Annotated in this window: 17 protein-coding genes; 9 read left to right on the forward strand and 8 right to left on the reverse strand. The window is 71.7% G+C overall.

What is annotated here, in order from left to right; genetic code table 11:
• The first annotated feature begins 177 nt into the window (after positions 1 to 177).
• Positions 178 to 1794 carry a PP2C family protein-serine/threonine phosphatase gene (locus G3I77_RS25685; RefSeq protein WP_248507520.1) on the forward strand — a complete coding sequence of 539 codons (1617 nt, stop codon included), beginning with the start codon at positions 178 to 180 and terminating at the stop codon, positions 1792 to 1794.
• The gene (locus G3I77_RS25690; RefSeq protein WP_248507522.1) at positions 1791 to 2897 is read left to right on the forward strand and encodes a B12-binding domain-containing protein; all 1107 of its coding nucleotides are present in this window, start codon (positions 1791 to 1793) and stop codon (positions 2895 to 2897) included. Before G3I77_RS25685 ends, G3I77_RS25690 begins: the two co-directional genes overlap by 4 nt.
• A 175-nt stretch (positions 2898 to 3072) precedes the next feature.
• Here G3I77_RS25690 and G3I77_RS25695 read toward each other — a convergent pair whose 3' ends face one another.
• Genes G3I77_RS25695 through G3I77_RS25705 form a run of 3 tightly spaced genes read right to left on the reverse strand, consistent with a single transcriptional unit; the run spans position 3073 to position 6129 of the window.
• The gene (locus G3I77_RS25695; protein ID WP_248507524.1) at positions 3073 to 3666 is read right to left on the reverse strand and encodes a TetR/AcrR family transcriptional regulator; all 594 of its coding nucleotides are present in this window, start codon (positions 3664 to 3666) and stop codon (positions 3073 to 3075) included.
• A gap of 28 nt (positions 3667 to 3694) precedes the next feature.
• Entirely contained in the window at positions 3695 to 5359 is a 1665-nt protein-coding gene (locus tag G3I77_RS25700) for a class I adenylate-forming enzyme family protein (RefSeq protein ID WP_248507526.1), read from the reverse strand.
• The gene (locus G3I77_RS25705; protein ID WP_248507528.1) at positions 5356 to 6129 is read right to left on the reverse strand and encodes an SDR family oxidoreductase; all 774 of its coding nucleotides are present in this window, start codon (positions 6127 to 6129) and stop codon (positions 5356 to 5358) included. Before G3I77_RS25705 ends, G3I77_RS25700 begins: the two co-directional genes overlap by 4 nt.
• Before the next feature lie 172 nt (positions 6130 to 6301).
• Between G3I77_RS25705 and G3I77_RS25710 the strand changes: the two genes are divergently transcribed.
• Positions 6302 to 7537 carry an exo-beta-N-acetylmuramidase NamZ domain-containing protein gene (locus G3I77_RS25710; RefSeq protein ID WP_248507531.1) on the forward strand — a complete coding sequence of 412 codons (1236 nt, stop codon included), beginning with the start codon at positions 6302 to 6304 and terminating at the stop codon, positions 7535 to 7537.
• 93 nt (positions 7538 to 7630) lie between these two features.
• Positions 7631 to 8947, forward strand: a complete 1317-nt coding sequence (locus G3I77_RS25715; RefSeq protein ID WP_248507533.1) for a serine-threonine protein kinase — start codon at positions 7631 to 7633, stop codon at positions 8945 to 8947.
• Positions 8948 to 8966: 19 nt separating this feature from the next.
• On the opposite strand, the gene G3I77_RS25720 is transcribed toward G3I77_RS25715, so the two are convergent.
• On the reverse strand, positions 8967 to 11765 hold the full coding sequence (locus G3I77_RS25720) for a penicillin acylase family protein (RefSeq protein ID WP_248507535.1): 2799 nt from the start codon (positions 11763 to 11765) through the stop codon (positions 8967 to 8969).
• Between the two features lie 264 nt (positions 11766 to 12029).
• On the opposite strand from G3I77_RS25720, the gene G3I77_RS25725 reads away from it, so the two are divergent.
• Both G3I77_RS25725 and G3I77_RS25730 read left to right on the forward strand, forming a co-directional pair.
• Positions 12030 to 12632, forward strand: a complete 603-nt coding sequence (locus tag G3I77_RS25725; RefSeq protein WP_248507536.1) for a hypothetical protein — start codon at positions 12030 to 12032, stop codon at positions 12630 to 12632.
• Between the two features lie 75 nt (positions 12633 to 12707).
• Positions 12708 to 13475, forward strand: coding sequence for a 3-keto-5-aminohexanoate cleavage protein (locus G3I77_RS25730; protein ID WP_248507697.1), 768 nt, complete (start codon positions 12708 to 12710; stop codon positions 13473 to 13475).
• Here the strand turns inward: G3I77_RS25730 and soxR are convergent.
• Entirely contained in the window at positions 13432 to 13899 is a 468-nt protein-coding gene (gene soxR / locus G3I77_RS25735) for a redox-sensitive transcriptional activator SoxR (RefSeq protein WP_248507539.1), read from the reverse strand. The two genes, G3I77_RS25730 and soxR, sit on opposite strands and share 44 nt — an antisense overlap.
• A gap of 109 nt (positions 13900 to 14008) precedes the next feature.
• On the opposite strand from soxR, the gene G3I77_RS25740 reads away from it, so the two are divergent.
• On the forward strand, positions 14009 to 14470 hold the full coding sequence (locus G3I77_RS25740; protein WP_184913200.1) for a MaoC family dehydratase: 462 nt from the start codon (positions 14009 to 14011) through the stop codon (positions 14468 to 14470).
• Between the two features lie 18 nt (positions 14471 to 14488).
• Here G3I77_RS25740 and G3I77_RS25745 read toward each other — a convergent pair whose 3' ends face one another.
• The 3 genes from G3I77_RS25745 to G3I77_RS25755 all read right to left on the reverse strand — a co-directional run bounded on the left by G3I77_RS25745 (position 14489) and on the right by G3I77_RS25755 (position 16672).
• Positions 14489 to 15124 (reverse strand): TetR/AcrR family transcriptional regulator, encoded by a 636-nt coding sequence (locus G3I77_RS25745; protein WP_248507540.1) that lies wholly within the window; start codon positions 15122 to 15124, stop codon positions 14489 to 14491.
• A gap of 70 nt (positions 15125 to 15194) precedes the next feature.
• Positions 15195 to 15461 carry a YiaA/YiaB family inner membrane protein gene (locus G3I77_RS25750; RefSeq protein ID WP_248507541.1) on the reverse strand — a complete coding sequence of 89 codons (267 nt, stop codon included), beginning with the start codon at positions 15459 to 15461 and terminating at the stop codon, positions 15195 to 15197.
• A 59-nt stretch (positions 15462 to 15520) separates the two neighbouring features.
• Positions 15521 to 16672, reverse strand: coding sequence for an acyl-CoA dehydrogenase family protein (locus G3I77_RS25755; RefSeq protein ID WP_248507542.1), 1152 nt, complete (start codon positions 16670 to 16672; stop codon positions 15521 to 15523).
• A gap of 78 nt (positions 16673 to 16750) precedes the next feature.
• Between G3I77_RS25755 and G3I77_RS25760 the strand changes: the two genes are divergently transcribed.
• Together G3I77_RS25760 and G3I77_RS25765 are read left to right on the forward strand one after the other, a co-directional pair.
• On the forward strand, positions 16751 to 17392 hold the full coding sequence (locus tag G3I77_RS25760) for a TetR/AcrR family transcriptional regulator (protein ID WP_248507543.1): 642 nt from the start codon (positions 16751 to 16753) through the stop codon (positions 17390 to 17392).
• 85 nt (positions 17393 to 17477) lie between these two features.
• Positions 17478 to 18188, forward strand: coding sequence for a helix-turn-helix transcriptional regulator (locus G3I77_RS25765; protein WP_248507544.1), 711 nt, complete (start codon positions 17478 to 17480; stop codon positions 18186 to 18188).
• Positions 18189 to 18211: the final 23 nt, after the last annotated feature.

Genomic DNA, 18211 nt, shown 5'->3' on the forward strand with positions numbered 1-18211 from the left:
GCCGTCTGGGTAGGGAGACGGTTTCCGGGGGGACTCGCGCCCCGGACTCGCTCGTCGTGGGGCCGTAGGCGAGTCCGGTGCTTGCACCACGCACCCGGACTGCGGGACTGTGCATCGAGAACAGTTCTCTTCCGTCTTCGCAGAGTGAGGTGTGGGTCACGCGTAGGGACCCCGTACATGACTTCTTCCCCGACCAGGCCCCGAACCGGTGCGGTGAGCACGGTGAGCGTCGCTTCCGCCCCCTGCCCGGTGGTGGTCCTGGACGCGGACGGGCACCTCGCGGAACTCAACGACGCGGCCTGCGCTCTGCTGCCCGCCGCGCAGGTCGGGCAGCCGCTGTCCTTCCCCACCTGGCTCGCCACAGCTGACCGGACGCGGCCGGTCCCCGTCAGCGGGGAGGTGGGCGATCGGTCGTTCGCGGCGCGGCCATCCGTCCTGGCCGGTGGCGGCACGGTCTGGTGGCTGATGGAGGACACCGCCTACCGCTCAGCGGTGGGAGAGCTCCAGGCCGAGCGCGGACGCAGCCGGTTCCTCACCGAGGCCTCCACCGCTCTGCTGGCCTCGCTGAACCTCGAGCGGTGCATGGAGGTCACGGCGCGCCTCGCCACCGAGCATCTGGCCGATGCCGCGCTGGTCATCGCGCCCTCCGCCGCCAGGACACTGCCGGTGGTCGCCTGCGACCACCGGGGCGAACTCACCCGCCGCGCCGTGTCCGAGGCGCCGGATTCCGTGCCGGGGCTCACCGAAGCGCTGCGGGGCTTTCCGCCGGTGCCCTCGCGGTGGATAGACCCCGCGACAGCCCCGGACTGGCTGATTCCGGCAGGGTTCGGCGAGGTCGGCTCGCTGGTGATCACACCGCTTCCGGGTCTCGGCGTACCGGCCGGGGCGCTGATCCTGCTGCGCCGGGCCCAGCAGGACGCGTTCACGGAGGCGGAGGAGTCGCTGGCCAGGCTGTTCGCCGCCCGGGCCGGCGCGGCCATGTCGGCCGCCCGCCTCTACGCGGAACAGAACTCGATCTCCGACACCCTCATGCGGGAACTCCTGCCGCCCACCCTGCGGCAGGTGGAGGGCGTGGAGTTCGCGGGCGGCTACCGGGCCAGCCAGGACACGGAGCGCATCGGCGGCGACTTCTACGACGTGCACCCGCCCGGCGAGGACTCCCCCGAGACCCTCGTCGTACTCGGGGACGTGGCCGGCAAGGGGCTGGAAGCCGCGGTCCTCACCGGCAAGATCCGCAACACGCTGCACGCTCTGCTGCCCATGGCCGACGACCACGCCAGGATGCTGCGTCTGGTGAACAACGCCATGCGGACCAGCCGCCACACGCGTTTCGCCACCCTCGTGATGGCCTCGGTCCGCCGGGAGGAGCGCGAGGTGGTGCTGAGGCTCACGTCGGCCGGGCATCCCGCGCCGCTGATCATCCGGCGGGACGGCACCGTGGAGGAGGCCGACACGGGCGGCACCCTGATCGGCGTCCTGCCGTCCATCACCTCTCGCACCGCGCAGGTCCGGCTGGCGCCCGGGGAAACCTGTCTGCTGTTCACCGACGGCGTCACCGAAGCCAGGGGCGGCCCGCTGGGCGACACCCTGTTCGGCGACCTGCGCCTCAGGCGCGCGGCGGCCGAGTGCGCCGGCATGCCGGCGGAGGCGGTCGTGGAGCGCGTCCAGATGGTCACCTCACAGTGGATCGGCAGCGGGCGGCACGACGACATCGCCGTCCTGGCCATCACCGCCCCCCGCGGTGCCCACCTCAGTGCCGTGGACGGCGCGACCCGGGGCAGATGCACGGCATGACCGGACGCGTCACCGACCTCGACGACGGGCCGGGCCGCCACAGCGTCGGCGCCCGCCTCTCCCCGCCGCACGGCGACGGCGATTCCGCACCGTGGGCGGACAAGCTGTGGGCCGCTGCCCGGGCGGGAGACGAGTACGCGGCCCTCGACGTCGTCACCGACGCCCTGGCCGCGGGGCTGGAGCCCGAGTCGATGCTGCTGGACGTCATCGGCGCCGTTCAGCACAAGGTCGGCATCGAGTGGGCGGCCAACCGCATGAGCGTGGCCGACGAGCACGCCGCCACCGCCATCAACGACCGTGTCATCGCCGTCCTGCCGGCCCGGCGTCCGGCGCACAGCCGGGGCCGGATCACCGTCGCCTGCGTGGACCAGGAGTGGCACGCCCTGCCCGCGCGCCTGGTGTCCGAGACGCTGCGGCTGCGCGGCTGGCAGGTGGACTACCTCGGCGCACAGGTCCCCACCGCTCACCTGATCAGCCACATCCACCGCACCGGCCCGGACGCGGTGTGCCTGTCCAGCTCGCTGCCCACCCGGCTGCCCCTCGCGCACAGCACGATCACCGCCGTCCAGGCCGCCGGCACCCCGGTCATGGCCGGGGGGCTCGCCTTCGGTGCGGACGGCCGCTACGCGCGCCTGCTGGGCACCGACGCCTGGGCACCCGACGCACGCGCGGCCGCTGACCGGCTCGCGGCCGGTCCCCTGACCCGGCCGGTGCCCGCCCACCAGACGATCGACGATCTGCCGCATCTGGGCGACCAGGAGTACACGCTGGTCGCCAAGTCCTCCACCCGGCTGGTACGCGACACCTTCCAGCGTCTCGAGCAGCGCTTCCCCGCGATGCGGGACTACAGCGACGAGCAGCGGGAGCGCACGGCCGAGGACATCGCCCACATCGTCGACTTCCTGACGGCCGCCCTCTACGTCGACGCCGACGACGTCTTCACCGGCTTCCTCCTCTGGACCGCCGAGGTACTCACCGCCCGCCACGTCCCGGCGCGCTCGCTGCTGCCGTGCCTGGATCTGCTGGAAGAGCGGCTGCACGACTTTCCGCGCGCCTGCCGGCTCCTCGCCGCCGGGCGCACCGCGCTCGCCTCCTGCCCCTGACCCCAGGGACGCCTGCCGCGACGGCATCGCCTTCCACCCGGACGGCGTCGGACCGGCACGAAGGCGCCTGCTCGAACTCACCGGCGCCTACGAGGCCCTGACGACTCCCCAGCACTCCGGGCAGCCCGTCGAGAGCCGCCGCGGCCTCACCTGAACCGAGGGGGTGCGACGGCTGCTACGGGCGCAGGGCGCGCAGCAGCAGGTCGGCCAGGTGGTCCGCGACCTGCTGGGGTGTGAGGGGGCCGTCGGGGCGGTACCACGTCGACAGGTGGTGCACCGAGCCGAAGTGGTAGTCGACCACCAGGTCCGCGGGGGTCGCCCTGGAGAAGATGCCCGACTCCTGGCCCTCCTCCACGAGCGCGCGGAAGCGTTCGTGGTAGCGGCGGCGTTCGGCGCGGACCTGCTTGTTCTTCTCGGGGCTGAGGTGGTGCATGGAGCGCCAGAAGATCATCGCGTCGTCGAGGTTGTCGATGGTCGTCACCACGACGTCCGCGGCCGCGGCCCGAAGCCGCTTCTCGACCGGCTCGTCGGCACCGGCCACGGCGTCCAGCCGCTCCTGCTGGATGCGCAGCACGCGTGCGTACACCTCGTGCAGCAGGTCGTCCTTGGAACCGAAGTAGTGGTACAGCGCCCCCTTGGTGACGCCGGCCGCCTCGACGATCTCCTGCACCGAGGTTCGGTCGTAGCCCTGCTCGGCGAAGAGCCGGGTGGCGGCGGCCAGGAGCCGCTGAGGCACGGGCGTGCCGTCCGAGTCCGTGGTCCTGGGCACTGCCGCCACCTGCCTTTCCGTTCTGCTGTCAGTTGCCTTGCGTACGGGAACGGAGTTCCCGACGGAGGATCTTCCCACTGGCCGTCTTCGGCAAGTCCGGAAGGATCTCCACCTGGCGCGGATATTTGTAGGCGGCCAGTCTCTCCTTGCAGTAGGCGGCGAGTGCATCCGGGTCCGTGTCGGCGTCCGGACGCAGGCTGATGTACGCCTTGACGGTCTCCCCGCGATACCCGTCGGGCACGCCGACGACGGCGGCCTCGCGCACGGCCGGGTGCGTGTAGAGGACGTCCTCGACCTCGCGCGGCCACACCTTGAAGCCGGACGCGTTGATCATGTCCTTCTTGCGGTCGACGACGTACAGCCAGCCCTGCTCGTCCATGAAGCCGATGTCGCCGGTGCGCAGTTCGGCACCGGGGAACGTGGCGGCGGTGGCGTCGGGGCGGCGCCAGTAGCCGGGCACGACCTGCGGGCCGCTGACGACGATCTCGCCCTGCTCGCCGAAGGGGACTTCCTCTCCGGAGTCGTCGACGATCCGCACGACCGTGTCGGGGCCGGGCAGTCCCACGGCGAGGGTCCCGGACACCGGGTCGACCGGCGCCTGATGACCCGGCGGCACGGAGGCGCAGGGCGCGGTGCACTCGGTCAGCCCGTAGCCGTTGCGAATGTAGGGCCCGAACCCGGCCCGGAACTTCTCCACCAGCGCGGGCGGCAGCGGGGCACCGCCGGAGGAGATCACCCGGAAGGAGGAGAAGTGGTCACGGGTGACGGAGGGGTGGGCCGCCAGCGCCATGAAGGCCGTGGACGGCCCGACGGTGTAGTGCGGGCGGTGTTCGGCGAAGGCGTCCAGCACCACGCCCGACTCGAAGCGGTAGGCCAGCACGAGCGTGCCCCCGCTGTTCAGGCAGGCTCCGAACTGGCAGACCATGCCGGTGATGTGGAACAGCGGCGCCATCGCGAAGTACACGGGCCGCTCGGGCAGGCCGAGCCCGGTCCGCTGCCGCTCGGCGTTGTACATGATGTTGCCGTGCGTGTTGGTGGCGCCCTTGGGCGTGCCGCTCGTGCCCGAGGTGTAGCTGATCAGCGCGATGTCGCCGGGGCCGGGGTCCCGGCCCTCGGGCGGCTTGTGCCCGGCCCGTGCCACGGCGGTCAGGTCGTCGGCGTCCGGGGCCTGCGGCAGGCGCTCGAAGGTCAGCACGCGCGTGTCGCCACGGCTCTGGAAGTCCAGCTCGCAGCCGGTGAGCACGATCCGCACGGGCGAGTCGGCAGCCGTCTCGCGCAGATACGAGTCCCAGGCCCGGTCCGAGCAGATCAGCGCGGCCACCTCGCCGTCCCGCAGGACGTGGGCCACCTCGCCCGACTTGTACATCGGATTGACGGGGACGACGACCGCGCCCGCCTTCCACGCGCCCAGCACGGTGAGCACGAAGTGCGGGGAGTTCTGCAGCAGCACCGCGACCCGGTCGCCGCGCCGGAGACCGCGCGCCGCGAGGTGCCCGGCGACGGAGTCGCTGAGTTCGTCGACCTCCCGGTAGGTCAGTCGGCCGTCGAAGTAGGCCAGGAAGTCGCTGTCGGGATTCTCGGCCACGGCAGCGCGCAGGGCGTGCACGAGGGAGCCGGCGGGGCTGATCGCGCCCTTCTGGGCCTCGTTGAGCAGGCCGAGCCAGGGCTTGGCCGCGTAACGGGACTCGGTCATCGGGCCTCCTCCCACTGCTGCTGGATGCGGTTCATCCCGGACAGCCACCGGTCGGGGTCACCGGCCCGGGCCTGGTAGTACGCGGCGACCTCGGGGTGCGGCAGGATCAGGAAGCGGTCCTCCGCGACGCCCTTGAGCAGCGCGTCCGCCACGGCCTCCGGCTCGATCGCGGTCGGCTGGAGCACCAGGTCGCCCGCGCTGCCGGTGGCGGCCAGCATGTCGGTGCGGACGCCCTGCGGGCAGATGGCGTGGACCTTCACGCCGCGGTGCCGGTACGTGAGCGACAGCCATTCGGCGAAGGCGAGCGCGCCGTGCTTGGTGACGGCGTAGGGCGCGGCCCCGATCATGGTGAGCAGCCCGGCTGCGGACACGGTGGAGACGAACCGGCCGCTGCCGCGCTCCAGCCAGCTCGGCAGCAGCTCCTCGGCGGCCCGGACATGAGCCATGACGTTGACGTCCCAGGAGGTCGCCCACGCCTTCTCGTCCAACGCCTGACCGGAGTCGACGCCGTCGAAGGCGACACCGGCGTTGGCGCAGTACACGTCGATGGTCCCACCGAGCGCGTCCCGGGCGTCCCCGACGATCGCCGAGGCATCACCGGGCACGGCGATCCCCCCGACCTCGTCCGCGACGTGCTTGGCCCGCTCGGCGTCCAGGTCGTTGACGACGACCCGGGCCCCCTCGGCGGCGAAGCGCCGGGCGAGCGCGGCTCCGATACCCCCACCGGCCCCCGTGACAACGACTCCGGCCCCCTGAAAGGCTCCCACCATCGGTCTCCTTAGACGCGGCTCAGCAACAGCGCCAGACTAACCGGTCGGTATGTTTCAAGGAAGAGGGAGGAGCAGCACCCTAGGAGCGCGGGGCTGTGCCGATCTGCGGCTCCGCCGCGTGGGCGCGACCAGCCACGACGAGGGGTACAAAACGGACCACGGAGGCCACCGCATGCGCCCTTCCAGACGAGCCGTACTCACAGCGACCACGGCGGCGGCCCTCTCAGCCGCACCCACCGCCGCAGCAGCCCGGCGCCACATGAAACCACGCACCGGCTTCGAACGACTCGCCCACGACGGCTACGCCCTGCTCGACGGCCAGAAGGCCGGCATCGTCACCAACCCCACCGGCGTCACCCGCGACGTCCGCCACATCGTCGACGTCATGCACGCCGACGACCGCGTCGACCTCACCGCCGTCTTCGGCCCGGAGCACGGCTTCCGCGGCACCGCCCAGGCCGGCGGCTCCGAGGGCCGCCACGACGACCCGGCGACCGGCCTGCCGGTCTACGACACGTACCTCAAGAGCGGCCGGCCGCTCGCCGACATCTTCACCGCGTCCGGCGTCGACACGGTCGTCTTCGACATCCAGGACGTCGGCGCCCGCTTCTACACGTACATCTGGACGCTGTACGACTGCATGGAGGCCGCCCGGCTCGCCGGCAAGCGGTTCGTGGTCCTGGACCGGCCCAACCCGGTGACGGGGCGGGCCGCGCTGGGGCCGGTGCTGCACAAGGAGTTCGCCACGTTCATCGGGCGGCAGCCCATCGCCCAGGCCCACGGGATGACCGTCGCCGAGCTGGCGCGGCTGTTCAACGAGGAATTCCTGACCGAGCCCGTACCGCTGGAGACCGTGCCGATGTCGGGCTGGAAGCGCTCGGAGTTCTACGACGCCTCCGGGCTGCCCTGGGTGCCGCCGAGCCCCAACATGCCGACGCCGGAGACGGCGCTGGTGTACTCGGGAACGTGCCTGTTCGAGGGCACGAACCTGTCGGAGGGGCGCGGCACGACCCGGCCGTTCGAGCTGCTGGGCGCGGAGGGCGTCGACCGGCGCTGGGCGGCAGCGGCGAACGAACTCGCCCTGCCCGGGGTGCGGTTCAGGGAGGCGTACTTCGCGCCCACCTTCTCGAAGTTCCAGGGGAAGACGATCGGCGGTGTGCAGGTGCATGTGCACGACCGGGCGGCGTTCGATCCCGTACGGACGGGGATCGCCCTGCTGATCACGGCCAAGCAGGTCTGGAGCGGTTTCGCCTGGCGCCCGGACAACTGGATCGACAAGCTCACCGGCTCCGCACGGGTACGGACGATGATCGACGCGGGTGCGGACACCGACGAGGTGGTGGCCGGGTGGCAGGAGGACCTGGCGGCGTTCCGCAGGACGCGGCGGGCGTACCTCCTCTACCGCTGAGCCCGAATGCGCCCGTGACGTATGGCCAAGCTCCCCCGTTGGCAGGACGATGCGCCCACATCGTGGCGTCACCGGGGGACCAGGGGGCCTGTCATGGCGGATCCGGCGATGAGTGTGACTCCCTACTGGGAGCTGGCCTTCGACGCGGACGGAGACCCGGAGGGCCGTCGGCGCGACCGGCTGCTCGCCGGGGTGACCGAGCGCGGCGTGCGCGACCTGATCGTCTTCGCGCACGGCTGGAACAGCGACCGCTCGGGCGCGACCCGCCTCTGCGACCGCTTCTTCGCCCCCGTGCCGCGGCTGGCTCCGGCGGCCCGGGTCGGGTACGTCGGCGTGCTGTGGCCGGCGATGCGGTTCTCCGACGAGCCGACCCCGGACTTCCCGCGGGCCGTGGCGGCCGAGCCGCCAAGACGCCCGGTGCTGGACAAGGACACTCGGCACGCGCTGCTGGAGACCTTCCCCGGCCGGGCGATCCTGGTCGACCAGATCGCCCGGCTGCTGGAGCAGCAACCCCCGGAGGAGGCCGAGCTGGAGGAGTTCGGCCGGCTGGTGCGGACGCTGGTGGAGGTGGTGGCGCCCGGGCCGCAGGCGCTCTTCGCGGCGGACACGGTCGCGGAGGGCGTGCCGCAGAGCGAGCCGGAGATGTTCGCCGGATCGTCGGCGGCGGCCTGCGAGGAGTTCGCGCGGGCGCTGGCGGAGCTCGAGGCGTCCGGGACGCGGCAGGGGCTCAGGATCCCCAACCCCTGGGACGGTGCGCACGAACTGCTGCGGCAGGCGACGTACTACGCGATGAAGCGGCGCGCGGGGACCGTCGGGGAGCGGGGTCTGGGCCGGGTCGTCGGGCAGCTCGCCGAGGCGGCCCCGGGCGTGCGGGTGCACCTGGTCGGGCACAGCTTCGGCGCGCGTCTGGTGTCGTTCGCGCTGCGGGGCCTTCCCGAGGGCGTGCGCACCGTGAAGTCGGTGACGCTGCTCCAAGGGGCCTTCTCGCACTACGCGTTCGCGGCCCGGCTGCCGCACGACGCCCGGGCCGGAGGGGTGCTCCAGGGGCAGCAGAACCGCATCGACGGGCCCCTGGTGTGCTGCCACTCCCGGCACGACGCCGCCCTGGGCACCATGTATCCGCTGGCCTCGCGGATGGTGGGCGACAGCCGGTCGGCCGGCGGACCGGACCTGGGGCGGGCCCTGGGCGCCAAGTGGGGCGCGATGGGCCACGACGGGGTGCAGGCGGTGCCCGGCACGCGCGCGTACACCCTCGCCAAGGCCCTGGAGGCGAAACTGCCCGCCTCGGGATGCGTGAACGTCGACGCGGCGGCGGTGGTCAGACGCGGGGGGCCACCGGCCGGTGCGCACAGCGACATCCTGCACGCGCAACTGGCCCGGCTGGTCCTGGCGGCGGGCCGCGTGCGCTGACCCGCCGCCGGACGGTGCGTCACCGGTGTGAGGTGAACTCCACGACCTGCTGGTAGGTCGGCCGGTTCTGCCAGCCGATCTTGCCGTGCTTGATGCCGCCGAGGGTGCGGTGGTTGATCGAGTCGGCGCACCACTGGTCGCCCACCGCGCACACCTCGTCGCCGGGGTAGACCTGGGCCGCGGTCCTGCCGGCCGCCTCCTTCAGGGTGCCGATGAGGGTGTCCCGGCAGGCGCCGAGGCTGCCGTCGCCGCAGTACTTCAGGGCCAGCGGCCCCTTCACCTGTTCACCGAGGACGGACCGGATGTCCTTGTCGACGTAGCTCCACCAGCCGTACTGGAAGGAGCTTCCCGCGTGCGAGCCGGTCGGGCCGTGCGCGGCCGACGGGGCCTCGTCGACGGGGAGGTTGGCCGTGACGGCCGTGTACAGCTCGCTGCCGAGGCCCGGTTCGAACTCGGCCTTGACCAGCAGCGGCCACCAGGCGTCCAGGATGCGGACCGCGTCGGCGTCGGCGTACTTCTTCGAGCCGGCGGCGGTCTCCGTGCGCTTGCCACCCGCGGCGACCCAGGCCTGGAGCCTGCTCACGGCGGCCGCGGCGGCGGGGTCGGTGACCGGCGCGCTGGTGACGACCTTCAGGAGCCTGGGCAGGACGTGCTGCGCCCGGAGGTCGGTGAGGCCCGCGTCGGCCATGGCCTTCACCAGGGCGGCCCGGGTCACCCCGCCCTGCTGGACGAGCTTCTTCACCCGGTCCTCCAGGAGGTTGCCGCGGTGCACGGACCCGTTGCCCCAGGGGGCGGTCGTGTAGTCCCTGGCCTGCTTGTTGTTCCAGGAGACGTAGTAGTCCTGGTCGGTGGAGTGGGGGTGGGCGGAGGGCGGGGTGTAGTCGGCGGTGTTGGTCGCCGGGTCCCAGCCGCGCCACTCGTACGCCGGCCGCGCCCACACCGGGAACTCGGCGTCGACGCGGGTCGCGCGCACCGGGTTGTCGCCGCTGTTGTAGTACGCGGTGTGCTCGGAGTCGGCGTAGAACCAGTTGAAGGTGTAGTTGATGTGCTGCACCGCCTTCTGGAAGGAGTCCGGGCCCTTGACGTAGTCCGGGTCGTTCAGCATCTGGAAGCCGATGATCGAGTCGGCCTCGTGCAGGAAGGACGAGCGCAAGGTGGTGTAGGCGACCTTCTTGCCGTCGACCGTCGCGCGGTACTCGACGGGGCCGTACTTGGTGCGCCAGACGCGCATGGTGTACGAGCCCGCCGCGGTGCCGTCGGCGACCGTGGGCTTCCAGGCGTTCTTCTGCTCGATCTTCTCCATCGGCGTGCAGGTGCCGCGGTACAGGTAGTGGTAGTCGTCCCGGCACAGCTCGACGGCGTAGGAGTCGATGATGTCCTGGCCGGAGGTCGTGGCGCTCCACGCGTAGTCCTGGCCGCGGCCGAGCTCGACGTACATGCTCAAGCCCGCGAAGGAGGCGCCGCGGGCGCTGATGCCCGGGCCCTGGATCTCCTGGAGCAGGAGCAGCTGGGGGGCGAAGTAGCCGGTCTGCGGGCCGAACACGGCGACGGGGTGGCCGCTCGCGGTGTGCTTGCCGCTGACGACGAGGGCGTTGGACATGCCGCGCTTGGCGGACGACGTGGCGGTCTTCGCGGCTTCACCGGAGGCGCCGGTCGCACCGGCCGTGGTGGCGCTGCCGGTGCGGTCGTACACGAGCGGCTCCGGTTCCACCGAGCCGGCGTCGGGCAGGGCGGTGCCCTGCGGGTCGTCGGGCTTGGTGCCGTACGGGAAGCTGCCGTCGTGCTGGGTGAGGACGGCCTCCGGGTCGTTGCGCATCCGGAAGGATTCCCAGACCTTTGTACCCTCGGCGACTCCGTACTTCTCCTGGGCGGCCATGAGCGAGAGGGCGTTGTTGACCTCGCCGCCTCCGCCCGCGCCGAACAGCGCGCCGATGACGGAGGCCAGCGCGACCAGGTCGGTGATCTTGAAGTGCTCGATCGTGCCGGCGTTGGTGACTGAGTCCTTGTGCCCGGTGAGTACGTACTCACCGGGGAAGGTGCGTTTGCTGTCGGAGGCGTCGATGTAGGAGTTGATGCCGTCGAGGTAGGCCTTGACGTCGGCGAGGGCTTGGCGTCCGCGCTCGCCGTTGGTGGCGACGGCGTTGTCGATCTGCGCCTGCAGATCGGCCTCGGTGTAGGGGGCGTGCCTCCAGAACTGCTGCTCGAGGCCCTGGTTGGAGGGCGCACCACCCGCGAAGGAGGTCAGCTGACCACGCCCGACGTGCCGGAAGACGTCCATCAGCCACAGCCGGTCCTGGGCTGCCGCGTAGCCGGCGCCGAACTCCGTGCCGTATCTGGTGGTACCGGTGATGTGCGGCACACCGGTCTTCTTGTCCCGGACGATCGTCACGTCACTGCGTCCGGCGGGTCTGACGCTGGAGGCGACCTGGTCGGCGGGGACCCCGAACGACGCGTCGTTGAAGAAGTTGTTGATCTTGTCGTTGGTGAGGCCGGGGTAACCCTTGGCGAGGTTGGCGTAGGGCCCGAGCTGGTCCTCCGCGTGCTCGGGCTGGGTGCCGAAGGCCTGGTTGAGGAGGATCTGGGCGAGGGTGGCGTTGCCGTTCTGACCGGGCGGGAGGATGTCCGAACACTGGTTGCCGCAGTGGTCGTTCGCCGCGGCCGTGACCTGCGCGGCCGCTGTTTCCGATGCGGCGGCCGGGGCAAGCGGCGACAAGAGACCTGCGATCAGGGCGCATACCGAAGCTGTCTTCAGGAACCCGGGGATTCCGCTGGGAGTTCTCATTCTGTCGAGAACGGTGCGTGGGGCACGCCGTGGCATGGGGGCTCCTCCCGACGAGGGATGGGCGGGATGTTACCGCCGGTATCCCCCGGCTTGAAGATGAACAAGCGTCACTTTTTGAAGTCGGCACAACAGACACACGGACCACGGCAGTCGACTCGCGAGCCTCTCGGGGCCGCTTATGGAGGCCATTTGAAATCGGATGGAGCCGATTCGCTTGTCGATACGTCTATTCGGCGACGTCCGTACGACGACGCCGAAGTGACCGGATTACAGGTGCAGGTGTGACGGAGGTGCAGGACGATGGCCGGTTTCCGGAGTCTGGCGAGACAGGTCCGCGATCCGCGGTGCGATCTGGCCTTGCGGCGCTATTCGCTGCGCAAGTGCCTTGAGAGGTTCGCTCCTTACGGACACAGGGCGACCTGGGACCATCTGTGCTCCCGGGCAGGGTTCGGTCCCGAGGACCGCTCCCCCGATCCAGTGCGGCTCGTGGCCGCACTGGACGAACTGGAGGAGGCGCGGGCGGTCTGGCTGGCCTACGAGGTCGAGTTCGCCGAGCGCCGCAAGAAGGAGAAGCACGACGGGCTGCGCAGGCCGGGCAGTGTGGACGACTGGCACCGGCTCACCTGGGGCGGTTTCGGCGTGGCGTGGTGCGACGACCCGGCGGTCCATCCCCGTGAACCGCTGGCCGAGGTGCTGCGCCGACTGATCGCCGCGCTGGAGCGCGAGCCGGGCTCGGAATGCCCGGTGTGCGGCGGAGATCGGCTCGTCTGGAGGTACGACCTGGACCACGAACCCTCGTCCGGTCCGGTCTGCACGGACTGCGGAATCCTGGTGCCGCGTCCGGTGCTCACGCCCGAGTCGCTGGCGTACGCCAGGCGGGCGAGGCTGTTGGTGTCGGCTTGACGGATGCGGGTGCGCGGGGGGTGCGCCGGGGATGCCGCACCCCCACTGTCGGTGGTGACTGGCACCATCGACGCCATGATGCAGGTGTGCCTGAACGGTTCGCGGACGGCCGCTGACGGTGTGGCCGTGCCGCTGACACCCGAGTCGATGGCCGACTCGGCCGCCGGGGCCGTGGCCGCGGGGGCGACGGACATCCATGTCCACCCCAAGACGCCGTGCGGGCGGGACACGTTGTCGCCGCGGGTGCTCGCGATGACGCTGCCGGCGGTCCGGGCGCGGGTGGCGGTGCCGGTCGGTGTGACCACGGGCGCGTGGGCGGAGCCCGACCCCGCCGCCCGGCTGGAGCGGATCCGCGAGTGGACCGTGCTGCCCGACCACGCCTCGGTCAACTGGCACGAGCCGGGGGCGGAGGAGACGGCCGCGCTGCTCATGGAGCGCGGCGTGGCTGTGGAGGCAGGCATCTGGTCCGGGACGGACGGGGCGGAGCGGTTCGCGGCCTCGCCGCTCGGGCCGAAGGTGCTGAGGGTGCTGGCGGAGGTCACGGACACGGACCCGCTGAGCGCCGTTTCCTCCGCGCGTGCGCTGCTGTCCGGCATCGGGGCCGCCCATGGCCGCCCGGTCCTGCTGCACGGCGAGGACGGGGGCGCCTGGCCGGTGCTGCGGCTCGCGGGCCGGCTGGGCCTGGCCACGCGGGTCGGGCTGGAGGACGTCCTGCTCCTGCCGTGCGGGGAGCGGGCGAGGTCGAACGGGGAACTGGTCGCGGCCGGGCTGACGGAGTACGGGGCGGGCCGGGCAGACGCTACCCGCGACCGCCCCGGTCGACCATCAGGCGGGAACCCGTGAGGCGTTCGCCGAAGATGTCGTCGGGGTTGGACAGGACGCAGGTGTCGAGGGAGAGGCAGCCGCAGCCGATGCAGTCGGTGAGGTGATCCCTGAGGCGGTTCAGCTGCTTGATGCGTTCCTCCAGTTCGGCGCGCCAGACCTCGGAGAGGTGCGCCCAGTCCTCCCGGGTCGGCGTGCGCTCCTCGGGGAGTTCCGCGAGCGCGTCGCGAATCGTCGCCAGGGGGATGCCGACCCGTTGCGCGGCCCGGATGAAGGCGACCCGGCGGAGCGTGTCACGGGAGTAGCGGCGCTGGTTGCCCGAGGTCCGGCTGCTGCTGATCAGGCCCTTGGACTCGTAGAAGTGCAGGGCGGAGACGGCGGCGCCGCTTCGCGCCGCGAGCTGGCCGACCGTGAGCTCATGGATCTTCTCTGGAATCTGGGGCACCCCTCGAACCCTACCGAGTCCGTTGACACAGCCCCTGCGGCCGACCATGCTAAGCAGTCGCTTAGAGATTGAGCGCGCAGACCCCCTGCACACGAGAGGCCTGGAAGACATGGCAGAGCCGAGGATCTTCACGTCCGTCGACGACCTGAAGTCGGCGGTGGGCGAACAACTGGGGTACACCGACTGGCTCGACATCGACCAGAAGCGGATCGACCTCTTCGCGGAGGCCACCGGTGACCACCAGTGGATCCACGTCGACCCGGAGAAGGCCGCCGCGGGGCCCTTCGGCACCACCATCGCGCACGGCTATCTGACGCTGTCGCTGCTGCCCCTCTTCGGGCCGCAGCTGATCGCCGTCGAGGGCGTGAAGATGGGCGTCAACTACGGCACGAACAAGGTGCGTTTCCCCGCCCCGGTCCCCGTCAACTCCCGTCTGCGCGCCACCGCGACGATCAGCGCCGTCGACGAGGTGCCGGGCGGCGTGCAGGTGGCCGTCGCCTTCAGCGTCGAGCGCGAGGGCGGCGACAAGCCGGTCTGCGTCGCCGAGTCCGTGGCCCGCTACTACCTCTGAGGCACCGGCTCCCGAACCTCAGGCCGCCGGGCCCTGGGCCCCGACCATCCGCAGCACGAGGTCGGCGTACAACTCGCCGACCTCCTCCGGCGTCCGGGGCCCGTCGACGTTGAACCACCGCGCCACGTCGATGCAGAGCGACAGCACGGCCAGCGTCGTGCCGTGCACGTCGACGACCTCGAACTCGCCCGATGACGCGCCTTCCTCGATGATCCCGCGCACTTCCCCGTCGACCTGGCGCCGCAGCGCGAGGATCTCGGCGCGGGCGTCGGGCCCGAGCGATTCGAGTTCGTACTGCACGACCCGCGCGGTGGTACGCCCGCCCGCGTGCCAGCGCACGAAGGAGCTCACCGCGTCGGCGAGCCGCTGCGTGGGGCTGCCCTCGCGCCGGGCGGCCGTCCGCAGGATCTCCAGGGCCTTCTCGTGCCCGATCCTGCTGATGCGGTGCAGCAGCTCTTCCTTGGTCTTGTAGTGGATGTAGAGCGCGGCCGGGCTCATCCCGGCGCGGCCCGCGATGTCGCGGGTCGTCGTGGCGTGGTAACCACGCTCGGCGAAGGCCTCCACCGCGGCGACCAGCAGCCGCCGCGCCGCGTCGGGCGTGACCTCGCCCCACGCCTGCGCCTCGCCGCCGGCCGTCTCCTCCGCCGTACTCATCACGTGCCCCTCTCCACTGGCAGGAGCAACACCATACCGCCGAAGGTGAGCGGGCGCTTAGTGTGGCCGCTCAGTGCTTCTCGAAGGGGGTGTACGAGGGGGCCGCGGGGGTGTACGAGGAGGCCGCCCCCTCCTGCCGGTCCCGGATCACCTTGGCCAGGGTGAAGGAGGAGGTGACCAGGTACAGGACGGCGATGGCGAGGAAGGCCCGCACCCAGGCGTCGGCGCTCAGCTGGTAGATGCCGATGGCGGTGGCCGCCATGGCGACGGCGAAGGAGGCGACGGCCTGGCCGTAGAAGGCGGCCGTGTTCTGCTGCTTGCCCGGTGTGTCACTCATGGGGAAAGCATCGGCGGACGTGGCCCGCGCCACATCCGCCGAAGTACTCAGGCACGTACTCAGAACGCCGAAACCCCCGTCAGCGCCCGCCCGATGACCAGCTTCTGGATCTGGCTCGTGCCCTCGTAGAGGGTCATCACGCGGGCGTCCCGCAGCAGCTTGCCCGCCGGGTACTCGTCGATGTAGCCGTAGCCGCCGAAGACCTGGAGCGCGTTGTTCGCGGCGCGGACGGCGGCCTCCGAGGCGAACAGCTTGGCCTTGGACGACTCGACGGCGAACGGCTGTCCCCGGTCGATCAGATCGGCGACCCGCCAGGTCAGCAGCCGGGCGGCGTCGACATCCAGGGCGATGTCGCTGATCAGCTCTTGGACGAGCTGGTGGTGGGCGATGGTCCTGCCGAACTGTTCCCGCTCCCCCGCGTAGCGCACGGCCGCGTCGAGGGCGGCCTGGGCTATGCCGACACAGCCCGCGGCGACCGACATCCGGCCCTTGGCGAGAGCCGACATGGCGATCGAGAAGCCCTTGCCCTCCTCTCCGAGCAGTGCGGAGGCCGGTACGCGCACGTCCTCCAGGACGAGTTCGGCGGTGGCCTGGCCGCGCAGCCCGAGCTTGCCGTGGATGGTGCGGCGGGTCAGGCCGGGCGTGTCGGTGGGGACGAGGAAGGCGGAGACGCCCTTGTGGCCGGGGGCGTCCGTGGAGCGGGCGAAGAGCAGGACGACGTCGGCCCAGGTGCCGTTGGTGATGAACATCTTGGTGCCGTTGAGGACGTAGTCGCCGCCGTCCCGTACCGCCCGGGTCGCGAGACTGCCGGCGTCCGAGCCCGTGCCCGGCTCGGTCAGGCCGAAGCAGCCGATCGACGCGCCGGAGGTGAGCCCGGGCAGCCAGCGCCGCTTCTGCTCCTCGCTCCCCCGGGCGGCGACGGTCTTGGCGACCAGTCCGAGGGAGACCGAGACGATGCCGCGCACGGACGAGTCACCCCGGCCCAGTTCCTCCGTGACCAGGCAGTACGCGAGGTGGTCGCCGCCGGAGCCGCCGTACTCCTCGTCGATCGTCAGGCCCAGGAAGCCGACCTCGCCGAGCTTCTTGACGATCGCCCGGTCGACCTCCTCGGCGCGGTCCCAGGCGACGACGTGCGGGGTGATCTCGCGCTCCACGAAGTCCCGCGCGAGCTGCCGGACCGCGCTCTGCTCCTCGCTGAGCTCCAGATTCACCACGAGTCACCCCATTTGAAAAAAGTCTACATTTAAATTAGCACTGCTAGTTTTGTGCCCAGCCCTACTATGTGCGCCATGGCCCGACCGCGCAAGCCCCTGCTCAGCACCGACCGGATCGTCGAGACGGCCCGCGCGCTCGTGGACGCGGAGGGTCTGGCCGCCGTCTCCACGCGGCGGCTCGCCGCCGAACTGGGGGTCAGCGGGCCCTCGCTGTACAACCACTTCCGCACCAAGGACGAGATCCTGGAGGCGGTCGCCGACTCGGTGAGCGGCCAGGTGGACCTGTCGATGTTCCAGGACGTCCGGGACTGGCGGACCGCGCTGCACGACTGGGCCGTCTCCTACCGGACCGCGCTGCGCGACCACCCCAACATCGTGCCGGTCCTGGCCCGCGGCCCCGGCCGCCGCCCGGCCGGACTGCGCCTCGCGGACGCCGTCTACGGCGCGATGGTCGCCGCGGGCTGGCCCCCGGCGCAGGCCACGTCCATCGGCGCGCTGATGCGGTACTTCGTGATGGGCTCCGCGCTCGGCTCCTTCGCCGGGGGCTTCGTGGACGACGCGAGCGCCTACGACCCCGCCGACTACCCCCACCTCCAGCAGGCCCACCTGCTCGCCGAGCAGCAGGAGAAGATCGACGAGCGCGCCTTCGAGACCGGGCTGACAGCGCTGCTGGACGGGCTGGCGCGGCAGTACGAGCAGGTGCGGCGGACCGCGTAGGGACACGCCTGCCGGCCACTTCGGCAGCACTCTTCAGCACGACACTTCGGCGACGGCCGAACCGTCCGTGTTCCATGCTGGGGACATGACGACGAGGGACCCCCGGGCGACGGCCCTGGCTCGGCTCGCCGCGCTGTTCGCGGACGAGACCCGGGCCGCCTGCCTGCTGGCCCTGCTGGACGGACGGGCCTGGACCGCGAGCGAGCTGGCACGGCACGCGGGTGTGGCTGCGTCGACGCTGAGCGAGCACCTGAGCCGGCTCGTCGCGGGCGGTCTGCTCGCCGAGGAGCGGCAGGGCCGTCACCGGTACGTCCGGCTCGCCGACGCCCGCGTCGCACAGCTGGTGGAGGACCTGGCCGCCCAGGTCTCGCCCGGCTCGGCCGTACGGCCGAGGAACCTGCGGGAGTCGAGCGCCGGCTCGGCCATGGTCCGGGGCCGCACCTGCTACGACCATCTCGCCGGGCGGCTCGGCATCGCGGTCACCGACGCGCTGACGGCGCGCGGGCTGCTCCAGCAGGAGACGGGGTTCGCGCTCACCGACGCGGGGCTGGCGTGGTTCGCGTCGGCCGGTATCGACCTCGAACGGCGGGGCCGGCGTCCCCTGGCCCGGGCCTGTCTCGACTGGACCGAACGCCGTCCTCACCTGGCGGGCGTCGCCGGCGCGGCCCTGTGCCGGCACGTCCTGGACACGGGGTGGTGCGTGCGCATCGGCTCGGAGCGGGCCGTGAAGGTGACGGCCGCCGGTGAACGCGCCCTGTTCGACCTGCTGGGCGTGGAGGCGGCGGCGTTGCGGTAGCCGGGTCCGCCCGCCCCGTCCGA

Source organism: Streptomyces sp. D2-8 (assembly GCF_023184515.1).
GTDB lineage: Bacteria > Actinomycetota > Actinomycetes > Streptomycetales > Streptomycetaceae > Streptomyces.